This window comes from Glycomyces amatae, assembly GCF_020991375.1.
GTDB classification, from domain to species: domain Bacteria; phylum Actinomycetota; class Actinomycetes; order Mycobacteriales; family Micromonosporaceae; genus Glycomyces; species Glycomyces amatae.
In genome coordinates this window covers 27,447-54,125 of the sequence record NZ_JAJLQZ010000004.1, presented here as the reverse complement: position 1 = coordinate 54,125, position 26,679 = coordinate 27,447, and the positions used below count along the sequence as shown (strand labels likewise).

Annotated in this window: 32 protein-coding genes; 21 read left to right on the top strand and 11 right to left on the bottom strand. The window is 72.6% G+C overall.

Going from position 1 to position 26,679, the window contains the following annotated elements:
- Positions 1–282 precede the first annotated feature (282 nt).
- The 5 genes from LO763_RS29650 to LO763_RS07495 all read left to right on the top strand — a co-directional run bounded on the left by LO763_RS29650 (position 283) and on the right by LO763_RS07495 (position 4,068).
- Positions 283–1,521 carry a class E sortase gene (locus LO763_RS29650; protein WP_230601353.1) on the top strand — a complete coding sequence of 413 codons (1,239 nt, stop codon included), beginning with the start codon at positions 283–285 and terminating at the stop codon, positions 1,519–1,521.
- A gap of 1 nt (position 1,522) precedes the next feature.
- A complete protein-coding gene (locus LO763_RS07510) occupies positions 1,523–1,828 on the top strand; it encodes a hypothetical protein (protein WP_230601352.1) in 306 nt (101 codons plus the stop codon).
- 27 nt (positions 1,829–1,855) lie between these two features.
- A complete protein-coding gene (locus LO763_RS07505) occupies positions 1,856–2,446 on the top strand; it encodes an anthranilate synthase component II (protein ID WP_230601351.1) in 591 nt (196 codons plus the stop codon).
- Between the two features lie 117 nt (positions 2,447–2,563).
- Positions 2,564–3,004 carry a DUF7144 family membrane protein gene (locus tag LO763_RS07500; protein ID WP_230601350.1) on the top strand — a complete coding sequence of 147 codons (441 nt, stop codon included), beginning with the start codon at positions 2,564–2,566 and terminating at the stop codon, positions 3,002–3,004.
- 59 nt (positions 3,005–3,063) lie between these two features.
- Positions 3,064–4,068, top strand: coding sequence for a YihY/virulence factor BrkB family protein (locus tag LO763_RS07495; RefSeq protein ID WP_230601349.1), 1,005 nt, complete (start codon positions 3,064–3,066; stop codon positions 4,066–4,068).
- Positions 4,069–4,178: 110 nt separating this feature from the next.
- On the opposite strand, the gene LO763_RS07490 is transcribed toward LO763_RS07495, so the two are convergent.
- Both LO763_RS07490 and LO763_RS07485 read right to left on the bottom strand, forming a co-directional pair.
- Positions 4,179–4,841, bottom strand: coding sequence for a response regulator (locus tag LO763_RS07490; protein WP_230601348.1), 663 nt, complete (start codon positions 4,839–4,841; stop codon positions 4,179–4,181).
- A complete protein-coding gene (locus LO763_RS07485; protein ID WP_230601347.1) occupies positions 4,838–5,986 on the bottom strand; it encodes a sensor histidine kinase in 1,149 nt (382 codons plus the stop codon). The genes LO763_RS07490 and LO763_RS07485 overlap by 4 nt, the downstream gene beginning before the upstream one ends.
- 292 nt (positions 5,987–6,278) lie before the next feature.
- On the opposite strand from LO763_RS07485, the gene LO763_RS07480 reads away from it, so the two are divergent.
- The 8 genes from LO763_RS07480 (at position 6,279) to LO763_RS07445 (ending at position 10,784) form a co-directional block, all read left to right on the top strand.
- Positions 6,279–7,232, top strand: a complete 954-nt coding sequence (locus tag LO763_RS07480; protein WP_230601346.1) for a carboxymuconolactone decarboxylase family protein — start codon at positions 6,279–6,281, stop codon at positions 7,230–7,232.
- The gene (locus tag LO763_RS07475) at positions 7,225–7,644 is read left to right on the top strand and encodes a DUF6220 domain-containing protein (protein WP_230601345.1); all 420 of its coding nucleotides are present in this window, start codon (positions 7,225–7,227) and stop codon (positions 7,642–7,644) included. The genes LO763_RS07480 and LO763_RS07475 overlap by 8 nt, the downstream gene beginning before the upstream one ends.
- 87 nt (positions 7,645–7,731) lie before the next feature.
- Positions 7,732–7,977: an NUDIX hydrolase gene (locus LO763_RS07470; protein WP_230601344.1), complete on the top strand. Its 246-nt coding sequence runs from the start codon at positions 7,732–7,734 to the stop codon at positions 7,975–7,977.
- Positions 7,978–8,290: 313 nt separating this feature from the next.
- Entirely contained in the window at positions 8,291–8,827 is a 537-nt protein-coding gene (locus LO763_RS07465) for a hypothetical protein (RefSeq protein ID WP_230601343.1), read from the top strand.
- Between the two features lie 47 nt (positions 8,828–8,874).
- On the top strand, positions 8,875–9,126 hold the full coding sequence (locus tag LO763_RS07460) for a hypothetical protein (protein WP_230601342.1): 252 nt from the start codon (positions 8,875–8,877) through the stop codon (positions 9,124–9,126).
- 58 nt (positions 9,127–9,184) lie between these two features.
- Entirely contained in the window at positions 9,185–9,751 is a 567-nt protein-coding gene (locus tag LO763_RS07455) for an NUDIX hydrolase (protein WP_230601341.1), read from the top strand.
- Positions 9,748–10,269: an NUDIX domain-containing protein gene (locus LO763_RS07450; protein ID WP_230601340.1), complete on the top strand. Its 522-nt coding sequence runs from the start codon at positions 9,748–9,750 to the stop codon at positions 10,267–10,269. The genes LO763_RS07455 and LO763_RS07450 overlap by 4 nt, the downstream gene beginning before the upstream one ends.
- Entirely contained in the window at positions 10,266–10,784 is a 519-nt protein-coding gene (locus LO763_RS07445; protein ID WP_230601339.1) for an NUDIX hydrolase, read from the top strand. Before LO763_RS07450 ends, LO763_RS07445 begins: the two co-directional genes overlap by 4 nt.
- On the opposite strand, the gene LO763_RS07440 is transcribed toward LO763_RS07445, so the two are convergent.
- The 5 genes from LO763_RS07440 to LO763_RS07420 all read right to left on the bottom strand — a co-directional run bounded on the left by LO763_RS07440 (position 10,760) and on the right by LO763_RS07420 (position 15,037).
- Entirely contained in the window at positions 10,760–11,422 is a 663-nt protein-coding gene (locus LO763_RS07440; RefSeq protein ID WP_230601338.1) for a TetR/AcrR family transcriptional regulator, read from the bottom strand. The two genes, LO763_RS07445 and LO763_RS07440, sit on opposite strands and share 25 nt — an antisense overlap.
- A gap of 60 nt (positions 11,423–11,482) precedes the next feature.
- Positions 11,483–12,259, bottom strand: coding sequence for an alpha/beta fold hydrolase (locus LO763_RS07435; protein WP_230601337.1), 777 nt, complete (start codon positions 12,257–12,259; stop codon positions 11,483–11,485).
- 185 nt (positions 12,260–12,444) lie between these two features.
- On the bottom strand, positions 12,445–13,875 hold the full coding sequence (gene gnd / locus LO763_RS07430; RefSeq protein WP_230601336.1) for an NADP-dependent phosphogluconate dehydrogenase: 1,431 nt from the start codon (positions 13,873–13,875) through the stop codon (positions 12,445–12,447).
- Positions 13,876–14,050: 175 nt separating this feature from the next.
- The gene (locus LO763_RS07425; protein WP_230601335.1) at positions 14,051–14,509 is read right to left on the bottom strand and encodes a GNAT family N-acetyltransferase; all 459 of its coding nucleotides are present in this window, start codon (positions 14,507–14,509) and stop codon (positions 14,051–14,053) included.
- Between the two features lie 210 nt (positions 14,510–14,719).
- Positions 14,720–15,037, bottom strand: coding sequence for a hypothetical protein (locus LO763_RS07420; RefSeq protein WP_230601334.1), 318 nt, complete (start codon positions 15,035–15,037; stop codon positions 14,720–14,722).
- Between the two features lie 228 nt (positions 15,038–15,265).
- On the opposite strand from LO763_RS07420, the gene LO763_RS07415 reads away from it, so the two are divergent.
- The 6 genes from LO763_RS07415 to LO763_RS07390 all read left to right on the top strand — a co-directional run bounded on the left by LO763_RS07415 (position 15,266) and on the right by LO763_RS07390 (position 20,283).
- Entirely contained in the window at positions 15,266–16,126 is an 861-nt protein-coding gene (locus tag LO763_RS07415) for a helix-turn-helix domain-containing protein (protein ID WP_230601333.1), read from the top strand.
- Positions 16,123–16,362, top strand: coding sequence for a DUF397 domain-containing protein (locus tag LO763_RS07410; RefSeq protein WP_230601332.1), 240 nt, complete (start codon positions 16,123–16,125; stop codon positions 16,360–16,362). The genes LO763_RS07415 and LO763_RS07410 overlap by 4 nt, the downstream gene beginning before the upstream one ends.
- A gap of 74 nt (positions 16,363–16,436) precedes the next feature.
- Positions 16,437–17,801, top strand: a complete 1,365-nt coding sequence (locus tag LO763_RS07405; RefSeq protein ID WP_230601331.1) for a cystathionine beta-synthase — start codon at positions 16,437–16,439, stop codon at positions 17,799–17,801.
- A 64-nt stretch (positions 17,802–17,865) separates the two neighbouring features.
- Entirely contained in the window at positions 17,866–18,510 is a 645-nt protein-coding gene (locus LO763_RS07400; RefSeq protein WP_230601330.1) for an SRPBCC family protein, read from the top strand.
- On the top strand, positions 18,507–18,914 hold the full coding sequence (locus LO763_RS07395) for an ArsR/SmtB family transcription factor (RefSeq protein WP_230601329.1): 408 nt from the start codon (positions 18,507–18,509) through the stop codon (positions 18,912–18,914). The genes LO763_RS07400 and LO763_RS07395 overlap by 4 nt, the downstream gene beginning before the upstream one ends.
- Before the next feature lie 172 nt (positions 18,915–19,086).
- Positions 19,087–20,283, top strand: a complete 1,197-nt coding sequence (locus tag LO763_RS07390; RefSeq protein WP_230601328.1) for a glycosyl hydrolase family 18 protein — start codon at positions 19,087–19,089, stop codon at positions 20,281–20,283.
- A 66-nt stretch (positions 20,284–20,349) separates the two neighbouring features.
- On the opposite strand, the gene LO763_RS07385 is transcribed toward LO763_RS07390, so the two are convergent.
- Positions 20,350–21,090 carry a TetR/AcrR family transcriptional regulator gene (locus tag LO763_RS07385; protein WP_230601327.1) on the bottom strand — a complete coding sequence of 247 codons (741 nt, stop codon included), beginning with the start codon at positions 21,088–21,090 and terminating at the stop codon, positions 20,350–20,352.
- A 125-nt stretch (positions 21,091–21,215) separates the two neighbouring features.
- Here LO763_RS07385 and LO763_RS07380 point away from each other — a divergent pair, with 125 nt between their 5' ends.
- Entirely contained in the window at positions 21,216–22,427 is a 1,212-nt protein-coding gene (locus LO763_RS07380; protein ID WP_230601326.1) for a DUF418 domain-containing protein, read from the top strand.
- A 1-nt stretch (position 22,428) separates the two neighbouring features.
- Here LO763_RS07380 and LO763_RS07375 read toward each other — a convergent pair whose 3' ends face one another.
- From LO763_RS07375 to LO763_RS07365, 3 genes are all read right to left on the bottom strand, one after another.
- Positions 22,429–23,220: an MHYT domain-containing protein gene (locus tag LO763_RS07375; RefSeq protein ID WP_230601325.1), complete on the bottom strand. Its 792-nt coding sequence runs from the start codon at positions 23,218–23,220 to the stop codon at positions 22,429–22,431.
- Between the two features lie 320 nt (positions 23,221–23,540).
- Positions 23,541–24,590, bottom strand: coding sequence for a serine hydrolase domain-containing protein (locus LO763_RS07370; protein ID WP_230601324.1), 1,050 nt, complete (start codon positions 24,588–24,590; stop codon positions 23,541–23,543).
- Positions 24,591–25,373: 783 nt separating this feature from the next.
- Positions 25,374–25,775 (bottom strand): hypothetical protein, encoded by a 402-nt coding sequence (locus LO763_RS07365; RefSeq protein WP_230601323.1) that lies wholly within the window; start codon positions 25,773–25,775, stop codon positions 25,374–25,376.
- A gap of 363 nt (positions 25,776–26,138) precedes the next feature.
- Here LO763_RS07365 and LO763_RS07360 point away from each other — a divergent pair, with 363 nt between their 5' ends.
- A complete protein-coding gene (locus tag LO763_RS07360) occupies positions 26,139–26,594 on the top strand; it encodes a MarR family winged helix-turn-helix transcriptional regulator (RefSeq protein ID WP_230601322.1) in 456 nt (151 codons plus the stop codon).
- Positions 26,595–26,679 lie beyond the last annotated feature (85 nt).

Genomic DNA, 26,679 nt, shown 5'->3' with positions numbered 1-26,679 from the left:
GCGCGCCCGGCGGGAGCGCGGCGGCCGCGGTGGCGGGGCCGCGGAGGGACCGGTGCGGCGGGCAGGGGCGTGCGGCTCACGGGCCCTGGGGACGGGCCCCCGGTCGACCATGGCGCCCTGCGGGTGCGACATTCCGGGCGGGCGGGTGTTCGAACAGGTCGGGGCGGTGCCCGTTCGGGCGATACTCGCGTTCGCGGTGCATCTCTAGGATGGCCTCGCGCGTTATGGTTACGACATCATCCAGGCGTTGAGTACACCGGCACGACGGAGGGGAAGTTCCAGGTGAGCGATCAGGACTGGTCCCCCTTCGCGAACGAGCCGCGATCGGGGCCGCCGCAAGGGCCCGGCGAGGGCGGGCCGCCGCCCGCGTCGCCGCCGCGGCCCCCCGCCGCGCCCGGCCCCGGCCGCGCCGGCGTCCCCGGTTCGAGCGGGCAGGCGAAGGTCCCCGCTCCCGGCCCCGACGCGGGGGGCGGGCCCCCTGCCGCGCCCTCGCCGCCGGGCTCGCTCCCGCCCCGGCCCGACAGTGCCCGCTCCAACAGTGCCCGCTCCAACAGTGCCCGGCCCTCCCCCGGCCCGCGCACCCCCGCGCCCCCCTACTCCCCGCCCCGGCAGTCCTCCCCGCCCCCCGCCGCCGCGACCGCCCCGCCCCCGGCCGAACCGGACTTCGACACCACCACCGCGCTGCGCCCGCCCTCCCTCGCCCGGGCCGAGCGCGCCTCCCTCGTGCCCGAGCCCGACGGGACCGCGATCCTCCCGGTGATCCCCGCCGACGACACGCCCGCCCCGCCCGGCGCCGACAGCGCCGCCCGCAAGAACCGCTCGGTCAAGCGCCACCGCGGCGAAGGGGGCCTGCGCGGCACCGTCCGCGGCCTGGGCGAAGCGCTCATCACCCTCGGCGCGGTCGTCCTGCTCTACGCCGGGTACGAGGTCTTCGGCGTCTCCGGCGAGATCAACAACGAGCAGGAGACCCTCTCGGGCGACCTCGACACCATCTGGAGCGGCGAGGTCGCGGACGAGGGCGTCGACGGCGCGCCCGTCCCCGAGCTCGGCGACGCCTTCGCGCGCATGTGGGCGCCCGACATCCGGGCCGAGTCCTGGACCCTCGTCGAGGGCACCGAGCCGGCCGACATCGAGTACGCCCCCGGCCGGTACCTCGACGGCGCCTACCCCGGCGACCAGGGGAACTTCACCCTCGCGGGCCACAACGTGCCCGCGATCTTCCAGAAGATCCGCGACCTCGAACCCGGCGACAAGGTCGTGATCGAGACCAAGGAGAACTTCTACGTCTACGAGGTCCAGGAGCACGAGGTCGTCAACGAGACCCAAGTGGACATCACCGCGCCGGTGCCCGGCGAGCCGGGCACCGAGCCGGGCGACGAGGACTACTGGCTGACCCTGTTCACCTGCCATCCGCTGTGGGACAACTACGAGCGGTACGTCGTCTACAGCCAGCTGGTGGACACCGTCCCGCGCGACCCCGAGGGCGACCTGCCCGACGCGGCCATCGACCCGGAGGTCTGACGTGTACTCGTGGATCTGGAGCAGGCTCCCCGGGGGCGTGCCCGGCAAGATCGCCGGTTCGCTCGCCCTCGGCGCCGGCGCCGTCGCCCTGCTGTGGTTCGTGCTCTTCCCGGCGGTCCGCCCGCACATGCCCTGGAGCAACGTCGACCCCGCGGGCGGGGTGAACGTCGAGCAGCCCGAGGAGGGCGGCGACGCCGAGTCGCCCACGTGCACGCCCGGCGTGGACTGCCAGGGCACCGGGTTCGACCCCGAGGACTGGCAGACCGCGGAGTCCCCCGGCGGCGAGTCGGACGAGGACGACGGTTGAGCCCGCCCGACACCGTGGAACACCCCGATGGGTAGCGTGCTGGTCGTCGACTTCCGCGACTCGTTCGTCCACACCATCGTCTCCTATCTGCGGGCGCTGGGCGCCAGGGTCGACGTGCGCCGCTCCGACCGGACGGACGTGGACGAGGCGGCGCGCCTGCGCCCGGCCGGGCTGCTGCTGTCGCCGGGGCCGGGCCGCCCCGACGAGGCCCGGCTCGGCCACGAGCTGCTCGACCGCTTCGCGGGCGCGGTCCCGGTCCTCGGGGTGTGCCTGGGGCACCAGGTGATCGCCGAGCACTGGGGGGCGGTCGTCTCGCGGGCGGCCGAGCTGCGCCACGGCGAGACCTCCCCGATCCGCCACGACGGCTCGGGCGTGTTCGCGGGGCTCGCGAACCCGTTCACCGCCACCAGGTACCACTCGCTGGCGGTCGAGCCCGCGAGCGTGCGCGACCCGCTGGAGGTGAGCGCCACCAGCGAGGACGGGACCGTGATGGGCCTGCGGCACCGGGCGGTCGACGTCGAGGGCGTGCAGTTCCATCCCGAGTCGATCCTCACCGAGGACGGCAGCGCCCTGCTGGGGAACTGGCTGCGCCGCGTCGGGGACGCCAAGGGCGCCTAGCGGTGAGGGTTCGCGGCCGTTGGGCGGGCGTCGAAGCCGAGGGCCCGGCGGCCCGTCGCTTAAGCTGAGGCTCGCGCACGGCGGTACCGAAGCCGTCCGGCATCCGGGGGACCCCACATGACGCAAGAGGACTGGAATCCTCGCCGAGAGCCCGGCGGCTCCGCGTTCGCCGGGGTCCTGCTGCTGCTGGTCGGCGCCTGGCAGGTGTTCATCGGGTACGCCGTGGCGGGCGGCGAGGTGTTCGCCTTCACCGGCGGCGGCTACTGGTACCGGGCCGACAACACCGGGTGGGGTTGGGTGAACATCGCGATCGGCTTGGCCGCCATCGTGATCGGTTTCGCGCAGCTGGGCCCGGGCCGGGTCTTGGGGCGGCTGCGGCGCAGCGTCGCCCCCGCGCTCCTGGTCGCGGTGGTCTCGGCGATGAACCAGTTCTTCCTCGCGCCCCAGTACCCGCTGTGGGCGGCGCTGGTGATCGCGGTGGACGTCTTCGTCATCTGGGACCTCACCACGCGCCCGCGCCCCACCGGCGGCGGCGAGGAGCAGCGCTACACCCGTTAGCCCGCAACCGGGTCGGTCGTTCGCCCCCGCGGGGCGGCCGGACCTGGCACGGTGGAGTGATGAGCGGACGATCGATCATCAAGGCCGCTAAGCGGTACGGCTCGGAGAGCCGCGGCGACGACGCGGCGGCCCTCACGTACTACTCGGTGCTGTCGCTGTTCCCTGCGATCCTGGTGGGCACCTCGCTCATCGGGCTGCTCGACGAGGACGCGACCGCTTCATTGCTGGACGGGATCGCCTCGGTGGCCCCCGAGGACACCATGCGGATCATCGAGGACGCCGTGGCGCGCCTCCAGATGAACCCGGCCACGGCGGGCTTCATGGCCCTGGTGGGCCTGGTGGCGGCGCTGTGGGCGGCCTCGAACTACGTGGCGGCGTTCTCGCGGGCGCTGAACGAGGTCAACGGGACCGGGGAGACGCGCAAGTGGTGGACGGTGCTCATCGTGCGGGTGGTGCTCACAGTGGTGGTCGGGGCGCTGACGGCGGTGTGCGCGGTGGTGGCGGCGACCGGGGGGTCGGTGGCGCGGGCGATCGGCGGCGCGCTCGGTGCGGGCGGCACGGCCGTGGCGGTGTGGGCGTGGGTGAAGTGGCCCGTGATCGTCGTACTGGTCATCGCGATCGTGGCGCTGCTGTACTGGCTGGCGCCGTCGAGGCGCTCGCGGTTCGGCGAGCGGGCCGCGGGGGCGGCGCTGGCGGTGGTGCTGTGGATCGCGGTGTCGGTCCTGTTCGGACTGTATGTGGCGAACTTCGGGAACTACGACAAGACGTACGGCGCGCTCGGCGGCATGATCGTGTTCCTGGTGTGGCTGTGGATCACCAACGCGGTCCTGCTGTTCGGGGCGGAGTTCAACGCGACCGCCGAACCGGCGGCCGGCACGGCGGGCACCGCCGAGGGCGAGGCGGGGGAGCCGAGCGCGGCCGGGGACGGCGGGGAGGGCCGTGACGGTGCCGGTGGTGACGGGAGCGACGGCGACGGCGAAGTCGAAGTCGAGGACGACGACGGCGGCAGGGGCCTCGGGGGCGGCGGTGGCACCGGTGCCGGGGACCGCCGCGGCCATCCCTAGCCCCCGCCCTCCCGAGAGGGGAAAGGTAGGGCCCACTCTCCCGCTCGGGTCCGACAAGAACGCGGCCCCGCGGCGCCCGTGTCACCCGGAAGCGTGACGGCGGCGGCCGCTCACGCGCCGCCCTTGGGCTGCACCAGGCCCGACTCGTAGGCGAAGACGACCAGGCCCGCGCGGTCGCGGACGGCGAGCTTCATCATGGCCCGGTGCACGTGGGTCTTGGCCGTCGCCGGACTGATGAACAGGCGCTCGGCGATCTCCCCGTTGGTCAGGCCCCGCGCCACCAGCGCCACGATCTCGGTCTCGCGGGAGGTGAGGCCCTCGACGCGTCCGGCCAGGCGCGCGGGCGGGTGGGCGACGTACTCGGCGACGAGCTTCGCCGCGATCTGCGGCGACAGGAGCGTCTCCCCCGCCGCCGCGGCGCGCACGCACCGCAGCAGCTCCTCGGGTTCGGTGTCCTTCACGAGGTACCCGGCGGCGCCGGCCCGCAGCGCGTCGAAGACGTACGCGTCGAAGGAGTAGTTGGTGAGCATGACGACGCGGAGGTCGTCCAGCGCGGCGTCGGCGGCGATGGCGCGCACGGCGCTGATGCCGTCCCCGCCGGGCATCTCCACGTCGAGGAGGGCCACGTCGGGCCGGACCTGGGCGGCGAGGCGCACGGCGGTGGGGCCGTCGGCGGCCTCGGCCACGACGGTCATGTCGTCCTCGGCGTCGATGAGGGCGCGGAAGCCGCCGCGCATGAGCGGCTGGTCGTCGGCGAGCAGCACCCGGATCACCGCGCGGCCTCCTGGGCCGCCGCGGCCTCGGCCGTCGGCGCGGGCGCCGCGTCGGGCAGTTCGGCGCGGACGGTGAAACCGTACTCGCCGGGTCCGACGTCGAGGGTGCCGCCGAGGGCGTCGACGCGCTCGCGCATCCCGGTGAGGCCCCGGCCGGGCACGACGGCGGCGGTCCCGCCGTTGTCGGCGACCTCGACGACGAGCGCCTCCTCGGTGCGGGCGACGCGGACCCGGACGCGGTCGCCGCCGGAGTGGCGGACGGCGTTCGTCAGCGCCTCCTGGACGATCCGGTACGCGGCGTGGTCGGCCTCCTCGCCGACCTCGGCGTGGTCGTCGATGGCGCACGCGATCTCGATGGCGAAGCCCAGGCCCCGGTAGCGGTCGACGAGGTCGGTGACGCGGGAGAGCCGGTGGCCGTCGTCGTCGCGCAGCATGGTGAGGGTCTCGCGCAGCTCGCGGGTGGCGTCCTTGGCGGCCTCCTCGACGGCGACGAGCGCGGGCGGCGGCTCCTCGCCGCGCTTGCGCGCCAGGTGGAGGGCGACGCCGGCCTGGACGCGGATCACCGAGATCGAGTGGGTGAGGGAGTCGTGCAGCTCGCGGGCGATGCGGACGCGCTCGTCGGCGGCCTTGCGCTTGACCGCCTCCTCGCGGGTGTGCTCGGCCTCGGCCATGTAGGCGTCCCGCTGGCGGCGCGACTCGCCGGAGATGAGGGCGACGTGGAGCCAGCCGATGACGAGCATGGACTGCTCCAGGACGTTGCCGGTGAGCCGGAAGCCGGCGGTCTGCCAGTTCCCGAGGAAGGTGAACGTCGACAGGATCAGCACCATGGCGATGGTGAGGCGGCGGTGCCCGGCGTACATGCACACGGCCACGGCGACCAGGGCCGGGAGGGCGCTGAGCGGGCCGAGGTGGAGGTGGCCGATGACGACGAGGACCACGACGTTGAGGAGCATGACCGCGCGCGGGTGGCGGCGCCACAGCGGGAACAGGGCCGGGCCGGCCACCAGCAGCGGCCAGGCGTAGAGGGGCAGGCCGTCCCCCATGGCCTTGAACACCCCCGAGAGCAGGGTGTCGGCCAGGAGGAGGGCGGCGACGGCCAGGTCGAGGCGCGGGCCGGTGAGGCGGGACGTGGGGGGAGCCGACATGCCCCCATCCTATGGCGGCCCGGCCGCGGCGGCGTCGGCTCGCGGTGCAGGCCGGGCGTACCGCCCAGGGTGTACGCGGGGAGGCCCGGTGCTGCGCTCGGCGCCGCCGCGAATGTCGGCGGCGGGACGACGACGCGCGGCCCGGCGGCGGGGAGCCTGGAGGCGTGCGGCGGCCGCTGCCGCCGGACCGAATCGAGGAGAGGCGACCCCCATGGCCTTGACAGGCACAGTCCCTGGAGTCAGACATGTCACCCCTGTCGCTCCGAAGCACGCCGATGGCCTGCTGGCCGCGGTGTACCGGCAGGTCGAGTCCGAGCTGGGCGTGATCGGCCCGGCGATCACGATGCTGTCGCCCGCGCCGGAGCTGCTGGCGCCGGTGTGGGCGCTGCTGCGCGAGTCGCTGCTGGTCGGCGGGCCCGAGGAGCGGAAGGCGAAGGAGGTGGTGGCGATGGTGATCGCGGTGCGCAACGAGTGCCGGTTCTGCACGGACGCGCACGCGATGATGCTGCACGCGGCGGGCGAGTCGGAGGCGGCGGAGGCGGTGCGCTCGGGCCGGATGCCGCCCCAGTGGGCGGCGCTGGCCGAGTGGGCGCTGGAGCCGGGCCCGGAGGGGCCGTTCCCAGCGGAGGCGGCGGCGCGGTTCATCGGGACGGCGCTGGTGTTCGAGCTGATCACGCGCCTGGTGAAGGCGTTGGCGGACAACGAGTCGCCGAGCCCGGTGACGCGGACGCGGCTGGGGCGCCAGGTGGCGTCGCGGCTGGTGCGGGAGGCGGTGGCCGCGGACCTGGCGCCGGGGGCGAGCCTGCCGCTGCTGGAGGACCTGCCGGACTGGGTGCGGGAGCTGGAGGTGCGGGAGCCGGCGTGGGCCGCGGGCTCGCCGGTGGGCCGGGCGTACGGGACGGTGCGGGCGATGGCCGGGTACGGGTCGATGCTGCTGAGCGACCAGGCCGCGGACGCGGTGGCGCGCACGGTGGGCGCGGGCGCCTCGGCGCTGGGGGCGCGGCCGCCGGCGCTGGCGGGCGCGGCGGACCTGCCGTCGCAGGCGGCGCTGGGGGCGCGGCTGGCGGTGTCGGCGGCGCTGGCCCCCGACGCGGTAGAGGAGTCCGATGTGGAGGAGTGGCGCGGCGAGGTGTTCTCGGACCACTGCGTGGTCTACCTGCTGGCGTACGGGGCGATGACCGCTGTCGACGCGGTCCAGGACGAGATCGCGTCGGAGAGCGCGGCAACGGGGGGCATCGATGCTTAAGGTCTACCGGGTCTGGACGATGCTGCTGCACGTGCTGATCGGCGTCCAGTTCTTCCTCGCCGGGTACGGCTCGCTCGGGACCGGTTCGCCCGACGAGTCGTTCTCGCTGCACATCATGAACGGGCGCCTCATCGCGGCCGTGGCGCTGCTGGGCATCCTGTTCGCGGCGCTGGCCCGCTCCGGCGGGAAGCTCACGGGCCTGGCCGCGGCGACGTTCGGCCTGGTCGTGCTCCAGTCGCTGATCGCGGTGGTGAGCGTGGCCGGGACGGTGCCGGGCCAGATCGTCTTCGGCTTCCACGCGATCAACGCCCTGATGATCATGGGCGTCGCGGAGGCGTCGGGGCGGCTCGCCAAGCGGCTCATCGCCGACCGCGGGACAGCCGAGAAGGCGGTGGAGCCGGCCGCGGCCTGAACCGAGGGAACCCGGGCCCGCGGCGCAGCGCCGCGGGCCCGCTCTGCGCCCGGGGCGCCGCCGCTGCGGCGGGTTACGCCGGCGCGCATGGCGACCACCCCTGAGGGCCTGATCTTCCGGCGCACGGCCCATTGCGAACCCGACTTCAGCGGGTTGGAGGACGGCGAGGACCGCGAGATCAGCCGCTACGAGTGGCTCTCGCAGGCGGACCTGGCCGCGACGGACGCGGTCGTCTTCCCGGTCGGCCTGGCCGGAGTCCTCGAGCGGCTCCTCGCCGGAGAGCGCCCGGACGGCCCGATCGAGCCGCCCTGGGCGGACCGGAGCGCACGCTGACGCAAGGCGCCCCGCGTGTCGCTGCCGGGCTTCACGTCGAGGATGTAGTGTTATTGATACATGCCGAGACATCCCGACAAGCACATCCGCGCGGCGGTCGAGTACATGGAGGCGAAGGGCTGGAAGATCGCAGTACCGGCAGGACACGCATGGGGGAAGGCGTACTGCCCCGGCGGCGAGGAAGGTTGTCGACCACCGAGATCGATCTGGTCGACACCGACATCACCGGAAGACTTCGCCAAGCGACTGCGGAAACTGGCCGACCGGTGTTCCCACGGTTTGGGCACAGATATCGAGAAGGGACCATGAAACGGTGACTGTCTACGCGTTCGAACTGCACTTTTCTGCTCCGCCCGGCGACCATGTCATCGACGCGCTGTATGAAGCGGGCTGGGGCGACGCCCTGGTCGCCTTCGAACCGGCCACAGGCGGCGAAGGGTCGGCGGTCTTCGATCGGGAGGCCCCCTCGGCGGTCCAGGCTGTCGCGTCGGCCATCCGGCAGGGCCGGAAGGCCGGTGTCGACCTCCTCGGCGTCTCTGAAGACCTGGTCGCCCTGCCCGAGATAGCCGAGCGGACCAACAGGACCTTCGCAGCCGTCGACCACTGGACCACTGGCCGCCGCGGTCCCGGCGGGTTCCCCGAGCCGCGGATCCCGCGGCCGCGCGTGAGCCTGTACTCGTGGGCTGAGGTGTCCATGTGGCTGGAGCAGCACGGCCTGGCCGAGGTGTCGCCCGCCGATGTGGAGATCGCCCGGATCTGCGAGGTCGCTGACGCGACACTCCGTGCGCGGCGGCTGCAGCGGCGGCTGCCCGAGAGCGAGCGGGAAGCGCTCACGCGCGCGGTCGCCTGAATCGAGCGGGCCCGCACCACCTCGGGGCCACGATCTTGGAGGCGCTGATGAGCAGCGAGACGTACCCGTACCAGAGCAAGCTCCTCGCCGAGCGCGAAGCCCGCGGCGAGGCCCGCGGCGAGGCCCGCGGTGAGGCCCGGGGCGAGGCCCGGGCGCTGATCCTCGTCATCGAGGGGCGCGGGCTGCACCTCACCGAGAACCAGCGCCGCCGCATCGAGCAGTGCCAGGACCCCGCGCAGCTCGCGGTCTGGCTCAAACGCGGCGGCGTGGCGCCGACCGTCGCCGACATCCTGGGTTGAACGCCGGCGGGGCGCCGGCGCCTTGCCGGCGCCCCGCGGCGGGACCATACTCGGGGCCATGAGCATCGAACCCCGCATCGTGCGCCGCCGGTGCGCGCGGGTGCTGCTGGTGGACGAGGACGACCGGGTGCTGCTGTTCCACAGCAGGGACTACATGGGCCCCGGCGTCGAGTACTACGTGACCCCCGGCGGCGGCCTCGACCCGGGCGAGACCCTCGAGGCGGGCGCCGTCCGCGAAGTGTTCGAGGAGACCGGCCTCGAGGTCGCGCCCGATTCGCTCGGCCCTGTGGTGGCCGAGACCGAAGGGGCCTGGTCTGACGCCCCCGACCTGGTCGTCCACTCCCGGGACGCCTACTTCTTCCTGCGCGTGCCGCACTTCGAGCCGGTCCGGGACCGGCTCGAGGAGGTCGAGCGGCAGGAGTTCACCGCGGCGCGCTGGCTCGGTCCCGCCGAGCTGGCCGCCGCCGACGGCCTGGTCTTCCCCGCGCCGATCGCCTGCCTGCTCAAAGGAGTGCGGGCCGGCGCCGAACCCGTTCCGCCCGTTCGGCTTCCGTGGGGCGCCTGGCTGTGGGACGCGGATAGAGACTGGACGCCTACAGAGCGTGCCGCCATACTTGACCGGTGACCGCGGAGAACGAAACCACCCGAATCGACCGGCACGGCGCGCGCTGCATCGTGATCGACGAGCAGGACCGCGTCCTGTTCACCGGCCGCAACGCCACCGCCGAGCGCCCCGCCCGCTGGTTCCTCCCCGGCGGCGGCATCGACCAGGGCGAGGCCATGGCCGAGGCCGCCGCGCGCGAGCTGTTCGAGGAGACCGGGCTGCGCCTGCACCCGTCCGACCTCACCGGCCCCGTCGCCCGCCAGCACTACCACGCGCTGCGGGCGCAGGGCCCGTTCACGCAGGAGAACCACTTCTTCTTCGTCCGCGTCGAGCACTTCGAGCCGCGCGTCAGCGGCGGCGACGCCTACGAGCAGGACTTCGAGTTCACCTGGATCGCCGCCGACGCCTTCGACGCCGCCGACGGGTTCGACCGCCCCATCGACTCGCTCGTGGACCTGGTGAAACGTCTCATCGGCGGCGACGTGCCGACCGAGCCGGTGCAGCTCGAGCCCGCCGGGAACCGCGCGAGCCTGCGATGAGCATCGAAGCCGAGACCGGCGCGGTCCTGCGCGTCGCCGCCCGCGTCCTCCTCCTCGACCAGCACGGCGCGGTCCTCCACATCGGCGGCAACCCGTGCCTGGACGGGGTCGTCCGCTGGTTCGTCCCCGGCGGCGGCCTCGACCCCGGCGAGTCCCCGGCGGAGGGCGCCGTCCGCGAGGTCGCCGAGGAGACCGGGCTCGAGCTCGAGCCCGGGGCGCTGGGGGCGCCGGTCGCCTACGGCGTCTTCGCCGCGTTCCCGCACGGCCGCCTGCTGGTCCAGAAGAACTGGTACTTCTTCCACCGCGTCGACCGCTTCGCACCCCGCATGTCCAGCGGCATCGCCTACGAGCAGCGGCTCGGCTTCGGATGGCTCCCCGCCGAGCGGTGCGGCGCCTCCGACGGCTCCATCGGCCCCGAGCGGTTCGTCGCCCTCGTCAAGCGCCTGCGCGACGGCGACCGGCCCGCCGAGCCGGTCGACCTCGGCGGGGCCTACTCCCCGCGGTTCGGCGACTGAGCGCCGTAGAGGCGCAGAAACATCCGCACGCCCTCGGCAGCCAGGGCCGCCACTTCGTCCCCGCCGATCGGCAGCGCCCCGAAGAAGGTGCGGTCGCTGATCGGGGTGAAGCTCAGCAGCGTGTAGTGCTCGGCGGCCTTGTCGGCGTCGTCGAGCGCCAATAGGCCCCGGTCGGCCATCGCCCGGAACTTCGCGGCGATCTCGCGCTGCGACCGCAGCGGCCCCTCCCGCAGCCACTCGTCGATCACGGGCCTCGGCAGGCTCGTGACCTCGGCGCGGATGGTGCGGCTGAACGCGGTGTGCTCGTCGGGCGCGTCCAGGATCGCCTCGGCCCGGTCGACCGCGAAGTCGGTCAGGTCGGTCTGGAGGTCGAGGATCTTCGACAGGTGCCGGTCGACGAGGACGCTGATGCGCTCCGAGACGTCGCGGACGCCTTCGATCGCGGCCGTGCGGAACAGCTCGGCCTTGTCCTCGAAGTGGTTGTAGATGGTCTTCTTGGACACGCCGGCCTCGGCGGCGATGGCGTCGACCGTGGCCCGCGCGTAGCCCTCGCGGCCGAACACGCGGCTCGCGGCGCGGAGGATCGCCTCGCGCTTGTCGGGGCGGCCGCGCCGCGCCGCCGTGGCCTCCGAGCCCATGGTGCCCCTTCCCGTGCCGGTGTCGGGGGCCAGTCTAGTGGCGGGAGGGGGTCCCGCCGCTCACGCCAGGAAGCGGTCGATGGCGTCGAGGAACGCCTCGGGCTGCTCGGCGAAGCCGATGTGGCCGCTGTCGAGCTCGCGGTACTGGGCGCCCGCGATGCCGGCGGCGAGCTCACGGTGGAGGCCGACCGGGACGCACGCGTCGTGGGCGTTGCCGATGACCAGCGCCGACGCCTGGATCTTCGGCAGGAGCGCGCGGATGTCCACGCGCACGTCGAGGTCGATGTGGCGCAGGGTGCCCTCGTCAGGAACCATCGTGGCGTTGACCGTGGCGAGGGAGGCGTCGTCGAAGCGGCCGAGGAACGTCGAGCTGAACACGGTGGTCGTCGCGAACTCGCCGAAGCGCCGCGGGTCGTCGGCGAGGGAGCGCCACAGCGCGAACGTCTGCTGGAAGGCCGGGTGGTCGCTGCGGGCCCAGCCCGCGATGGGGACGACGCGGGCCACCAGCTCGGGGCGGAGCGCGGCGAGCGCGGCGGCCACCGTGCCGCCCAGGGAGAACCCGGCGACGTCGACCGGCCCGTCCCCGGTCGCCTCGATGACGGCGGCGACCTGCGCGACGAGGCCTTCGACGGTGAGCGGGGCGCCGTCGTCGACGGTCTTGAGCGATCCGGACAGCTCGGGGAGCACGACGGTGCGCGTGGTGGCGAAGTGGTCGAGCATGCCGCCCCAGACCATCTCGGCGCCGCCGGAGCCGGTGCCGTGGACGAGGACGAGGCGCGGCCCGGATCCGGCGGTGTCGTAGTGGACCTTGGCGGCGCCGACGGTGATGGCGGGCATGGGTGCCTCCTTGTAGAAACTCATTGGTTTCCTATAGAAACCAGTCGGTGTAATTTGAGGGTACACCGACCCGGCCCCAAAGGAAACCAAGGAGTGTATTCAAGAGTGTGGCCTCCCGCACGCGAGACGGCGCCGCCCCCGCTCGAGACGAGCGGGGGCGGCGCCGTTCGACGGCCTTGCGGCCCTTACAGTTCCTGCTCGGTGCGGTCGCCCGACCAGTCGGTGTGGAAGGTGCCCTCGCGGTCGACGCGCTTGTAGGTGTGCGCGCCGAAGAAGTCCCGCTGCCCCTGGATGAGGGCGGCCGGGAGGCGCCGCGAGCGCAGCCCGTCGTAGTAGGCGAGCGCCGACGAGAAGCCCGGGGTCGGGATGCCCGCGTACGCCGCGGTGGCCACGACGCGGCGCCACGCGTCCTGTGCGTCGGTCACGATCTTGGTGAACTCCGGGGCCGCCAGCAGCGTCGGCAGGTCGGGGTCGGAGCGCCACGCCTCGGTGATGCGGTCGAGGAAGCGCGCCCGGATGATGCAGCCCGCGCGCCACAGGGCCGAGCACGAGCCCAGGTCGATGCCCCAGTCGTACTCGGCGCTGGCGGCGGCGATCTGGTCGAAGCCCTGCGCGTACGCGACGATCTTGGAGGCGTAGAGCGCCTGGCGGACGTCCTCGACGAAGCCCTCGGGGATCTCGGCCTTCTCCGAGGGGCCGGTGAGCAGGTCGACGGCGCCTTCGCGCTGCTTGACGCCCGAGGAGAGGGCGCGGGCGAAGGTGGCCTCGGCGATGCCGGTGACCGGGACGCCCAGGTCGAGGGCGTTCTGGACGGTCCAGCGCCCGGTGCCCTTCTGCCCGGCCTGGTCCACGATGACGTCCACGAGGGGCTTGCCGGTGACGGCGTCGGTGTGGCCGAGGACCTCGGCGGTCACCTCGATGAGGTAGGAGTCGAGGTCGCCGGCGTTCCACTCGGAGAAGATCCGCGCGAGCTCGGCCGGCTCGATGCCGACGCCGCGGCGCAGCAGGTCGTAGGCCTCGCCGATGAGCTGCATGTCGGAGTACTCGATGCCGTTGTGCACCATCTTGACGAAGTGCCCGGCGCCGTCGGGGCCCAGGCGGGTGCAGCAGGGGGTGCCGTCGGGGGCCTTGGCGCTGATGGCCTCCAGGATCGGGCCGAGGGACTCGTAGGACTCCTCGGAGCCGCCGGGCATGATCGCGGGGCCGAGGAGGGCCCCCTCCTCGCCGCCGGAGACGCCGGTGCCGACGAAGTGGAGGCCCTTGTCGCGCAGGGCCGCTTCGCGGCGGCGGGTGTTCTCGAAGTGGGCGTTGCCGCCGTCGATGATCATGTCGCCCGGTTCCATGAGGGCGGCGAGCTGGTCGATGACGGCGTCGGTGGCGGGGCCGGCCTGGACCATGATCATGGCCTTGCGGGGCCGCTTGAGGGAGGCGACGAAGTCCGCCAGCTCCTCGGAGGGGACGAAGTCGCCGTCGCCGCCGTGCTCTTCGATGAGCTCCGTCGTCTTGGCGTACGTGCGGTTGTAGACCGCGACGGTGAAGCCGTTGCGGGCGAAGTTCCGGGCGAGGTTCGAGCCCATGACGGCCAGCCCGACCACGCCGATGTCGGCGGTGCTCATACGGTCTCCCAACGTTGCGATAGCGGTTGCGCCCCCGATTCTCGCCGGTCGGCCCGGCACGGGAGGCACCACCGCCGATCGTATCCACGCAGCGGGACCGGCGTTCGCGATCGCGGCCGCCGCGCGGACCGCCCTCCGCGGGCGGTCCTGCCTCGGGCCGTTCAGCGGCTCCGGGTCACCGGTCGAGCCGCAGGGTGAAGCACCTGGCCATCGGGTGGCCGACGTACGGGCCGTACCCGTCGGTCCGCTGGTACCCCTCGCGCTCGTAGAACCGGATCGCGTCGGGCTGCTTCACGCCGGTCGACAGCACTATGGCGTCCACCCCGAGCCGCCGGGCGTGGTCCTCCAGCGCGCGCAGGACGCCGGTCGCCACGCCGGTGCCGCGCGCCTCCGGCACCACGTACATCCGCTTGACCTCCGCCGTGCCGTCGTCGAGCAGGCGCAGGGCGCCGCAGCCGGTGGCGGCGCCGTTCGCATCACGGGCGACCACGAAGGCGGTGACGGTCTCCGCGGTGGGCTTGTCGGTCTCCTGGTCGGGAATGTTGTAGCGGGCGGCCAGTTCGGCCTCCATGGCGCCGCGTAGGCGCAGACCGTCCTCGCCGTCCCACGATTCGTCCGCAATGGTCGCCGTCATGCCGCTCCGATCGATCAGGCCGTTCTTGCCGCGGACATTACCAGGATTGCGAAGGGACGCTGTGACTTCGCTCGTCGCCCGACATGTGCTGCGCTCATCCGAAGCAGTCGGAGTGGCTGCGCCGCAATGCGACTGCGGCACTCCGACCGCTTCGGCTCCGGGTCGAGCGCGACGGCGAAAGCCCGGTCGGCCTTGATCGTTTCGATGCGCTCAGTGGAGGTCGTCGAAGGCGATCACCCTGCCGTCTTCGAGGTGGAGTTCCACCGGCCCCCAGATCGCGTAGAAGCGGAGGGCGCCGAAGGCGCTCTCGTGCTTGCAGAAGTTCCCGCCCACGCTGGGGTAGACGGTGCTGGAGAACGCGCCGAGGCCGGGCGAGTCGTACCCGGCGGCGACGACGCCGGGGCAGTGGGGCAGATGCGAGTTGCGCTCGTCGGCGCACTCGGCGCAGCGGATCGTGAACGACTGCGGCTCGGTCGGCGGATCGAGGTTGGCCTTCCCGGCCGATTCGGCGACAATGGGTCCGGACACGGTGTTACCTCCGATGTCTCAAGACCGGGGCGGGCCTGGGCTTCCAAACTTCGGCCCCGCCCCGGTCGGCTTATGCGATGGCGCGAAATATCCGCCCGAGCGGACATTCTCCCCGGAATCCCGTGATGGAACTCTCACGCCTTGTTGGTATCATGGCATACGGTCAGGATCAGTGCAAGTCTGCACTAATCCTGAGTTGGATCTTTCGGGCGAACCGTGGAGGATGGCATGGCGAAGACGAAGACCGAACCGAACCTCCGCTCGCAGTGGCTCGGCGAGAAGATGCGCGACCTGCGAAAGGCCTGCGGGGTGTCGCAAGCCGATGCCGCCGACTACATCCAACGCGACGCCACGATGCTGGGCCGCTACGAGAACGGCATCTTTCCCTTTCGCCGTGTCGATGTGCTCGGCCTGCTCACGCTCTACGGAGTCGATGACGAGAAGCTTCGAGACGGTCTTCTGGAAATCTGCGATGAGGCCTGGCGCAAGGACTGGTGGGACGAGCACCGGAAGGATCTTGGCACGGAGTTCATCGATGTGCCCTGGCTGGAGAGCCGCGCTGAGCGGATCTGCACTTACCAGCACCTCTTGGTTTACGGCCTGCTCCAGACCCGGCCCTATGCCGAGGCGGTGATCAACCGGTTGGAGCACGACCGCGCATCGGCGGCGCAGATCGACCGCTGGATCGATCTGCGGATAGAGCGCCAGCAGATCCTCGAAGCGGACAGCGCACCGCGAATCGATCTCGTACTTGAAGAAGCGGTACTGCACCGGACCGTCGGCTCCGCTCAGGTCATGCGCGGGCAGCTTCAGCGGCTCCTCGACACCAGCGACCGGCCCGGTATCACCATCCGGATCATCCCCACCGAGCACGGGCCGCACGCGGGACTCAACGGCAGCTTCGAACTGTTCTCGATGCCGGAGCCGTACCCTGCCGTCGCCTATGTCGAGACCACAGGAGGGTCGCTCTACCTCGAAGCACCGAAGGTGAGCAACTTCGAGGTCGTGTGGGATGATCTTGATCGGGCGGCCCTCGCCGAAAAGCGCTCGGTCGACCTGATCGCCAAGCGTCTGAAGGAGATTCGATGAGCACCGAACAGCAGCTCACTGAAGGCGAGCTGGCTGGGATCCGCTGGCGCGTCAGCAGCCGCAGCAGCAGCGGCGGCGGCCAGTGCGTCGAAGCGGGTCCCCTCGCGGACGGCTCCGGGCGCGTCGCCGTCCGCCACTCCCACCACCCCGAGGGCTCCGTCATCGTCTACACCCGCGCCGAATGGGACGCCTTCCTCGCCGGCGCCAGAGACGGCGAGTTCGACTTCTCCGACTAACCCTCGGGCACCGGCTCCCGGCCACGCGGCCGGGACTCCAGCCTCCCCGCGATCTGCGGGCCTAGGCTGGACGTATGCAGTACTACGATTCGGTCCTCGACCTCATCGGCGACACCCCGCTGGTGAAGCTCAACTCGGTCACCGACGGCGCCCAGGCGACCGTGCTCGCCAAGATCGAGTACCTCAACCCCGGCGGGTCCATCAAGGACCGCATCGCCCAGCGCATGATCGACGAGGCCGAGGCCTCCGGCGCCCTGAAGCCGGGCGGCACGATCGTGGAGCCCACCAGCGGCAACACCGGCGTCGGCCTCGCGATGGTCGCCCAGCAGCGCGGCTACAAGTGCGTGTTCGTGTGCCCCGACAAGGTCTCCGAGGACAAGCGGAACGTCCTCAAGGCCTACGGCGCGGAGGTCGTGGTGTGTCCGACCGCCGTGGACCCGGAGGACCCGCGCTCCTACTACAAGGTCTCCGACCGCCTCATCAGCGAGATCGACAAGGCGTGGAAGCCCGACCAGTACTCGAACCCGGCGAACCCCGCCTCCCACTACCACCAGACCGGCCCCGAGCTGTGGCGCCAGACCGACGGGCGGATCACGCACCTGGTCGCGGGCGTCGGCACCGGCGGGACCATCACCGGGATCGGCAGGTACCTCAAGGAGGTCTCCGGCGGCAGGGTCCAGGTCGTGGGCGCCGACCCCGAGGGGTCCGTCTACTCGGGAGGGACCGGCAGGCCCTACCTCGTGGAGGGCGTGGGCGAGGACTTCTGGCCCGCGAACTACGACCGCACGCTCGCCGACCGGATCGTGGAGGTCACGGACGCGGAGTCGTTCGCGATGACGCGGCGCCTGGCGCGCGAGGAGGGGCTCCTGGTCGGCGGCTCGGCCGGGATGGCCGTGGTCGGGGCGCTCGCGGTGGCCCGGGACGCCGACCCGGGCGACGTGGTCGTGGTGATCCTGCCCGACGGCGGGCGCGGCTACCTGTCGAAGATCTTCAACGACGCGTGGATGACCGAGTACGGCTTCATGGGCGGCTCGGGCGAGACCACTGTGGGCGAGGTCCTCGCGGGCAAGGGCGGCGACATCCCCGAGCTGGTCCACGTGCACCCGCAGGACACGGTGCGCGAGGCGATCGACATCATGCGCCAGTACGGGGTGAGCCAGATGCCGGTGCTCAAGGCCGAGCCGCCGGTGACCAGCGGCGAGGTCGCCGGGGCGGTGGCCGAGCGGGACCTCATGGACGCCTTGTTCTCGGGGGAGGCGACGCTGCACGACCCGGTCGAGCGGCACGTCGGCGAGGCGCTGCCGACCATCGGCTCGGGCGAGCAGGTCGAGCGGGCCGTCGCGGCCCTGCGGGACCGGGACGCGCTCATGGTCTTCGCCGAGGGGAAGCCCGTGGGGGTGCTGACCAGGCAGGACCTGCTGGGCTACGTGGAGCGCTGACGCCCGTTTGACATCGGCGCCGCACCCTCCTAATATAAGTTTTGACTTATATTAGGAGGGTGTCATGACCGATCCCAAGGACCCGATCGCGACCGCCGGGCTGGTGGCGCGCTCGATCCGCACCGGCGAGCGCGACGGGGCCGCCACGAAGGTCCTCGTCGCGCGCCGGACCTACCGCGCCGAGCAGGCCGACGTCTGGGACGCGCTCACCAGCGCCGAGCGGCTGCCGCGCTGGTTCCTGCCCGTCAGCGGCGACCTCGCCGTCGGCGGCCGGTACCAGTTCGAGGGCAACGCCGGCGGCCTCGTCGAGCGCTGCGACGCCCCCGACTCCCTGGCGGTGACCTGGGAGTTCGGCGGCGGCATGTCCTGGGTCGAAGTGCGCTTGAGCAAGAGCGAGGGCGGCACCGTCCTCGAGCTCGTGCACGAGGCGCCCGTGGACCCCGAGATGTGGCGCCAGTACGGGCCCGGCGCGGTCGGCGTCGGCTGGGACGGCAGCGTGCACGGCCTCGGCGTCTACCTCGAGACCGGCGAGCCCCTCGACGCGGCCGAGTTCGAGGCGTTCATGACCAGCCCCGCCGGTGTCGAGTACGCCGGGGTCCTCGCCGACGCCTGGGCCGAGGCCGCCGTCGCCGACGGCGACGACCCCGGGCAGGCCCGGGCCGCGCGGGACGCGGTCGTCGCGTTCTACACCGTCCCGCCGCAGGAGTGAGCGCCGAGGCGGCCTTCGACGCCCTCGGCGACCCGGTGCGCCGCCGGATCATGGAGCTGCTCGGCGAGGGCGAGCGCCCCGCCGGGGCGGTGGCCGCGGCGCTGGGCGAGCGGCTCGCCGCCCAGGGGCGCGGCGGGATCTCCCAGCCCGCCGTCTCCCAGCACCTGAAGGTCCTGCGCGAGGCCGGGCTGGTGACGGTGCGCGCCGAGGGGACCAGGCGCGTCTACGGCGTGGACGAGGAGGGCCTGGCCGCCGTCCGGGCCTGGCTGGAGCGGTTCGCGGACGCGTTCGCGGGGCCGCTGGACGCGCTCGAGACCGAGCTCGCCCGCGGCAGGCGCGAGCGGCGCCTCGCGGAGCGGCCGGGCCGGGGCCGCGAGGGGACCGGGCGCCGCGGGGCCGCCTGAGGCGCGGCACCAATAGTAAGGACACCGACTCGTTCGGTTGCGGGAGTGGCGAAGTCCGCCCGCAAACCGGACGAGTCGGATTTTTTCATGTCCGGCGGTCTTGACATTCGCGCGACCCGAGGACAACATGAGGGAGATACATTTAAGAATCCTTAAATATATTGGAGGTCCCGTGCGATCCACCCGCAGAGCCGCGATCATCGCCGCCGCCGCACTCGCGACGGCGGGCGCCGCCGTCGCCGTGCCGATGACGTTCGCCTACAACGCCTCCGCCCAGGCCGCCTGCGCCAGCGCGGCCTGGGAGTCCGGCGCGATCTACGTCGGCGGCGACCGCGTCAGCCACCAGGGCCACGAGTACCGCGCCAAGTGGTGGACCACCGGCGAGACCCCCGGCACCACCGGCGAGTGGGGCGTCTGGGAGGACCTCGGTGCCTGCGACGGCACCGGCCCGACCGACCCGCCCACGACCGAGGAGCCCACCGACCCGCCCACCGGCGGCCCCGGCCAGGAGGACGTGCTCCTCACCGGCTACTGGCACAACTTCGACAACGGCTCGGGCGTCATGGAGCTGGGCGAGATCCCCGCCGCGTACGACATCGTCGCGGTGGCCTTCGCCGAGTCCACCGCCACCCCCGGCCAGGTCGACTTCGCCCTGGACTCGAGCCTCACCAACGCCGGCTACACCGAGGCCGCCTTCAAGGCCGACATCGACGCGATCCAGGCCCAGGGCCGGAAGGTCGTCATCTCGGTCGGCGGCGAGCGCGGCACCGTCACCGTCAACGACGGCGCCACCGCCGCGGCCTTCGCGAACTCGATCATCGGCCTGATGGACGAGTACGGCTTCGACGGGGTCGACATCGACCTCGAGCACGGCATCAACCCCGGCCCCATGGAGACCGCGCTGCGCTCGGTGAGCGGCGCGAAGCCGGGCTTCACCTACACCATGGCGCCGCAGACGATCGACTTCCAGTCCGCGCAGGGCAGCTACGCGCAGCTCGCGGTGAACACCAAGGACATCCTGACGATCGTCAACATGCAGTACTACAACTCGGGCACCATGCTCGGCTGCGACGGCCAGGTGTACGGCCAGGGCGACATCGACTTCCTGACCGGCCTGGCCTGCATCCAGCTGGAGGCCGGGCTCGACCCGAGCCAGGTGGGCCTGGGCCTGCCGGCCGTGCCGAGCGCCGCCGGGTCGGGCTATGTGGACCCGTCGATGGTCAACGACGCGATCCGCTGCCTGGAGACCCTCCAGGGCTGCGGCGACTTCGTCCCCGACCAGGCCTACCCGGGCATCGGCGGGGCCATGACCTGGTCGATCAACTGGGACGCCACGAACGGCTATAACTTCGCGAACACCGTCGGCTGACCCCGGCTTCCCTCTCCCCGCAGGTGGACCGGCCCCGCTCGCCTCGAGCGGGGCCGGTCCCGCGTCTCAGGCCCGTTCGACGGCGGCGGCCACGCCGTCGAGGACGAGCTCCAGGCCGAAGCGGAAGTCGTGCCCGCCGGTGTCGGGCCCGGTCGCCTCGAAGGTCGCCGAGCCGAACAGGGCCGCCGCGTCGGGGAAGCGCCCGGGGTCGACCAGCGCCGCCATCGCGCGGCCGTAGGACTGCTCGGCCGCCGCCTGGTCGAGGCCCGTGCCGCGGCCGGCCGCCAGGCCCTGCGCCAGTTCGGCGGCGCCGCCCACGTACTGGCTCACCAGCATCACCACGCCCACTTTCGCCCCCCAGTCGAGGCCGGTCTCCCGCAGCGCCCGCAGGCCCGCGTCGAACCAGGCGATCCCGTTGGGGCCGCTCGGCGGGCCGGTGACCGGCATCCGGACGAGCCACGGATGGCGCTCCAGGACCGCGGCCTGCGCCTCGGCCCAGCCGCGCAGGCGCTCGCGCCAGGGCCCGGTCCCCTCCAGCGACGCGGGCGGTGGCCCCTGCGCCGCGTCGCGCATGAGGACCAGCAGCTCGTCCTTGGAGCCGACGTGGCGGTAGAGGGACATCTTGGTGACCTCGAGGGCTTCGGCGACCTTCGGGAGGGTCGCGGCCGCGAGGCCGTCGCGGTCGGCGAGCGCGACCGCGGCGTCCACGACGGCGCCGACGTCGAGCCGGGCGGGACGCCCGAGCCGCGACTCCGGTGCGATGCGCCACAGGCGCGCCAGTTCGACCGGCACTTCCGCCTCGTCCATCTCGTCCCGCCACCTCCGCACCCCGGCCGACTCCCGGCGGGCACATCATCGCACACCCAGTTAGTATCTCTAGGATACTATCCTTGGGATATTAAATATTCCCTGATGTCACCGGAGGTGCCGGCATGACCGCCGACCTGCAATCCCCGCCCCGCGTCGCGCGGGGGCCCGTCCAAGCCGCCGAGCGGGCCCTCGCGCCCGACCTCGCCCGCGGCGCGATGCTCCTGTTCATCGCGCTCGCCAACGCCGCCGGGTACTTCCTGGCGAGCGCCCCCGGCGTCGCGACCGACCCGCGCGGCCTCGAGCGCTACTACAACTTCCTCATGGTCGAGTTCGTGCACGCCCGGGCGTTCCCGCTGTTCGCGATCATGTTCGGCTACGGCCTCGTCCAGCTCGCCCGCCGCCAGGAGCGCGCCGGGGCGGCGCCGCGGCAGGTGCGGTCGGTGCTGCTGCGCCGCAACGCCTGGCTGCTCGCGTTCGGCGCCGTCCACGGCCTCCTGCTGTACTCGGGCGACTTCCTGGGCGCCTACGGCCTCATCGGGATCGCGTTCACGCTGCTGCTGCTCCAGCGCTCGGACAAGGTGCACCGCTTCGCGCCGTGGTACCTCGCGGTCGGCCTCGTCTACGTGCTGGTGCTCGCCGCCATGGCCCTCGCCGCCCTCGGGTCGGGCGCGGGCGGCGCGGCGGTCTCGGTGACGCCGTTCCCGTCGGTCGAGGCCGCGACCTATGCGGACTCCGTGCGGGAGCGCCTCGCCGAGTGGCCGGCCCACACGCTGACGCTGCTGGCGATGATCCTCATGGTGTGGGTCGGCTCGTGGGCCGCGCGGCACCGCGTCCTGGAGGAGCCCGCGCGGCACCTGCGGCTGCTGGGCTGGGCCGCGGCGGGCGGGCTCGCGATCGCGGTGACGGCCGGGCTGCCGATGGCGCTGCACGCGGGCGGGTTCGTCGCGGTGGGCGCGGACGCGGCCGGCCCGGTCCGGATGCTGTACGAGACCTCCGGGTTCTTCGGCGGCGTCGGCTACGTGGCGCTGTTCGGGCTGCTCGCGCACGCCCTGACCCGCCGCGGCGCGGGGCCGGGCCCGGTGGCGAAGGCCGTGTCCGCGCTCGGGCAGCGCTCGCTGACGGGCTACCTGTTCCAGTCGGTGGCCTGGCTGTTCCTGGCGATGCCGTTCACGCTCGCGCTCGACGAGCGCGTCGGCTCGCCGCTGCTGGTCTCGGGCGCCTGCGCCGCCGCGGTGTGGCTGGTGAGCGTGGCCGGGGCGGAGCTGATGCGCCGCAAGGGCCTCCGCGGTCCGGCCGAGACCCTGCTGCGGCGCCTGGTGTACGGCCGCCGCTAGGTCAGCGGGTGCTGCGCTCCACGCCGGGGCGCAGCTCCCGCTCGATCGTCGTCATGCGCGCCTCGGTCTGCATCTCCTCGTCGGTGGGCACGGTGACCACGGCGAAGATGAGGACCAGGAGCACGATCGCGGTGAGCGTGGCCATCGGGAAGATGAGGTCCATCGAGTGGGCGCCGTGGGCGTCCTCGGCGGCGTCGCCGCCGACCTGGACGCCGAACATGGCCGTGTAGTGCATGAGGTTGACGGCCAGGGCCATCACGACCGCCGCGAGCCAGATCGCGGAGGTGCGCTCGAGGCGCCACGAGAGCCACAGCGCGGTAGTGGCGGCGCCGACGGCGATCGCGGTGGCCGCGACCACGTAGCCGGTCCGGTGGGTGAGCTCGACCTCGGCGCTGAGGGCCGCCATGCCCATGTAGTGCATGCCGGCGATGCCCGCGCCGGTGAACAGCCCGGCGAACGCGAGCTTCACCCGCGAGTAGCGGCCGAGTCCGATGAAGACCAGGCCGCAGGCGACCGCCGCGACGGCGACGAGGGCGCTGAGCGCGGTCAGCGCCGGGTCGTACAGGAGCTCCACGTCGGTGACGGCGAAGCCGAGCATGGCGACGAAGTGCATGACCCAGATGCCGGTGCCGCCGATGGCGAACGCGGCGACGGCCAGCCACAGGGCGCGCCGCCCGGGCCGGTCGTGGCGGCGCGCGTGGCGCGCCATGAGGAGCCCGAGGGCCGAGCCGGTCATGGAGACGAGGAAGGCGACCGGCAGGGTGACGTAGGCCTGGGTGAAGTGTTCGATCATGGCGGGGCTCCGGGTAGGAGGCGGGACGGGAGCCGGCGTACCTGTCGGTACGGGTCCGCGAATCGTATCCGCGCCAGGTGTCCCCGGGGGGCCTCGCGATTTTCCTGAATTGCCGTTTACCTGCACCGATGCCGCATCGGCACCGTCCTTCGCGGACCCGAGGGGCAGTGTCGAAAGCAGACGAACGCCCGCATTACCGGTCACACCGCTGCGCGGTGCTACCCCGTGCGGCGGGTGAGAAATGGCCGCGCGCACCGATCCGGACAATCACCGCGCCGCGGGCCCGAGGCGACTTGTCGCCCGGCGGCGGCACCGCTGCGTCAGGACCCGGTGACCATGTCGCGCAGTACCGCGTCGACCGTCCACGCCGAGTCGTTCACGTTCGACAGGACGACGGTGTTGACGCCCTTGGCGGGGTAGTGGCGGATGAGCGCCTCGGCGCCGGGGTCGGCGCCCTCCGCGCCGATCGCGCGGTCCTCGCCCGCGCCGAGGAGGTAGACGCCCAGGCCCATGGCCGCGTCCTCGTCGATGTCCCCGTGCGGGCGCAGGGCCTCGTCCAGGAGCGGCGGCGGCACGAGTCCGCCCGAGGCGTAGGCGGTGAGGAAGCGGTCGAGGTCGGCGGCGGTGGCGAACGAGCCGCCGTCCGGTCCGCTCGCGGCCGGGACGGCGAAGACGTTCGTGCGCCACGGCTCCCCCGGCGCGCTCGGCCGCAGGTACCCGACGGCGACGTCCGGGCGGACCTCGTCGGCGGCGAAGCAGCCGCTGGCGTCCATGCCCGCGGGCGCGAACACGCGGGCGTCGACGGCCGCCGCGTACCCGGTCCCGGCGGCCTCCTCGATGAGCAGGCCCAGCAGGATGTAGCCGGCGTTCGAGTACTGGAAGCGCTCGCCGGGACCGCGGTAGGGCGGCAGGTCGCCGAAGAGGCCGAGGAAGTCGGCGGGCTCGCGCATCCGGTAGACGGGCCGGTCGTGCCAGAGCGCGGCGAACTCCTCGGCCCACGCCTCGGTGGCCGTCTCCTCCTCGAAGTAGTCGGCGATGCCGGAGGTGTGGGCGAGGAGGTGGCGGACCGTGACGTCGGGGCGGAGGGTGCCGGGGCGGCGGTCGGGCGGGAGGATCGGCGCGAGGGGGTCGTCGAGCGTGAAGGCGCCTTCGGCGACGAGGGAGAGGACCGCGGCGGCGGTGAAGACCTTGGTGACCGATCCGAGCGCGAAGCGGTGGCGGGACCCGATCGGAACGCCGCAAGCGCGGTCGGCCAGGCCGACATGGGCTTCGAAGACCGGTCGGCCGGAGGCGGTGACGAGGACGGTCCCGGAGAAGTCCTGTTCGGCGTGGAGGCGGGAGAGCTCGGCGTCGAGTCGGTCGGTTCGCATCCTGGGAGTATCGGTGCGGGATCGCGGCGCGGGCAACCGGATTAACCGCAATGCCGTTCAGTCAAATCGGTGGCGGTAGCGGTAGGGGGCGGGGTCCGGCTTCAGACGGCGGCGACGGTGGGGAGGGTGGAGGGCTGGGGTCGGTCGGCGGGCCCGGGGTTGGTGGACGGTCAAGGTCCATAAAGGCGGCAGCGACGAAGAGGTGTGTGGAGGGCTGGGGTCGGTTGGCGGGCCCGAGGTAGTGGAGGGTCGGGCGGGCGGGGCGCCATTGTGGATCCGGTGGGCGGTGTCGTTGCGGGACAGGGGCACCGGTGGAAACATGAGGGTTCTCTACCCGTGTGGGTGTTGCCGGCCTGGGGCTGGTGGGGGGATGATTGGTGGTACGTACAGGGTTACGGAATCAGTGCAAGCGAACGAGATGTGTTCAATTAATGCAGACTACGACAGCCTCTGGCCGCTCGTACCGCCCACTGGTGTCGGGGCCGCCCTCGCAGCTAGGACGGGGATTGTTTGTCCCGCGTTTCGGTCCTGCGCTGGTACCACCGTCACCGCGGTCTACGGGCATGTGACGGGAGTGCGGCCTCCTTGAGGAGGTACCGCCGGCCAGCACAGTCGGAGTCCCGCACACACCCCGGGCGTATCCAGCACACCCACCCGACCACCACCACCGGCAGGAAGGACAGGACGAGCCGGAGGAACAAGACCGGCAGGCCCGACAGGACGATAGGTCCACACGCCAGTGAGAACCGGCGGGGCCGGCAGGCCACGGCCGCACGGCGGCGACTACTCGACAGCGATGCGAGACCCCGCTGCGAGACGGCGCCGCCAGGCGACGCGACCACCATCGCGACCACCACCGCGCGCCCATGCGTGCGCGACCACACCCCCGGGAGGAGGTGAACCCACCATGACCACCACGACCACCACAACCACCACGATGCCCTGCACCGCGACTCCTGCGACACCCGCCGCACACCAGGCCGCCCAGCGGCAGACTGCCCGGCCGAACCCGGCAGCCACCGACACCACCGCCACCGCAGCGACGACCGGCAGCAACTCCACCGCACCACCGACGACCGGCCGAGCCGCCACCGCACCGGCAACCACCGGCCCCACCACCACCGCCGCCGGAACACCGTCGCTCGATCCCGGCGCCACCCACACCGTCCCGGCCCCGGCGACCACCGCAGGACCGACCCCTCCGCCACACCGTCGCCGCCGCCTGCACCCCACGCGAGCACCGACCCGACCCCGGCAGACTGCCCCGGCCCGGCGAACCCTTACGAAGACCTCTCACCATTCCGCCACCGAGTGCCTGACACCGACCGAAGGCCCAAGACCAACCCTCCTAAATAAACAGTATTGGGATTAACCGGGCCTTGACGGAGTCCGCTTCCGCGAGCGGTCGCGCAAGCAGCGCACAGCGCTTTCATCGCCGCAGCGGAGGAACCGCTCGCTCGCGCCGCGGTCGAACGCCCGCCAGCCCGCTTGATGGGCAGACCAAGTAATTCACACCTTGAATCATTTACGTGATGTATCATTGCGGCCATGACTGAACACCCGTCCGCTGCGCTGACCTCGGCCCTGTCGTTCCAGATCGGCGTCCTCGGCGCCACCGTCACCGACCTGTTCGCCACCCGGATCGCCCCGCTGGGCCTGAAACCGAAGCACGCGGGCCTCCTTGCGCTCCTCGCGAGAGAGGGCGCACGCTCGCAAGCGGAAGCCGCCGAGACCATGGGGGTCGCGCCGAGCCTTCTCGTCCGCCTCGCCGACCAGCTCCAGGACCTCGGCGCCATCACCCGCGAGCGCGATCCCGGCGATCGCCGTCGCCAGGAGCTCGCCCTCACCGCTGAGGGCACGGCGCTCCTCGAGTCCTGCGACCAGGTCGCCGAACGGATCGACGCGACCCTCACCTCCGATCTCGGTCCCGCCGAAGTGGCCGCCCTGCGTCACGCCCTGTCCGTGATGACCGGGTTCGGGCCTTCGTCGCAGCGAGGCGAATGAGGAAGCGGAGGAGGGTCGAAAGTCGACTGCCTCGGTACTAGACGGTGCTGCACGTTCAGAGTGTCGCGAGTGGAAACCGTCGTAC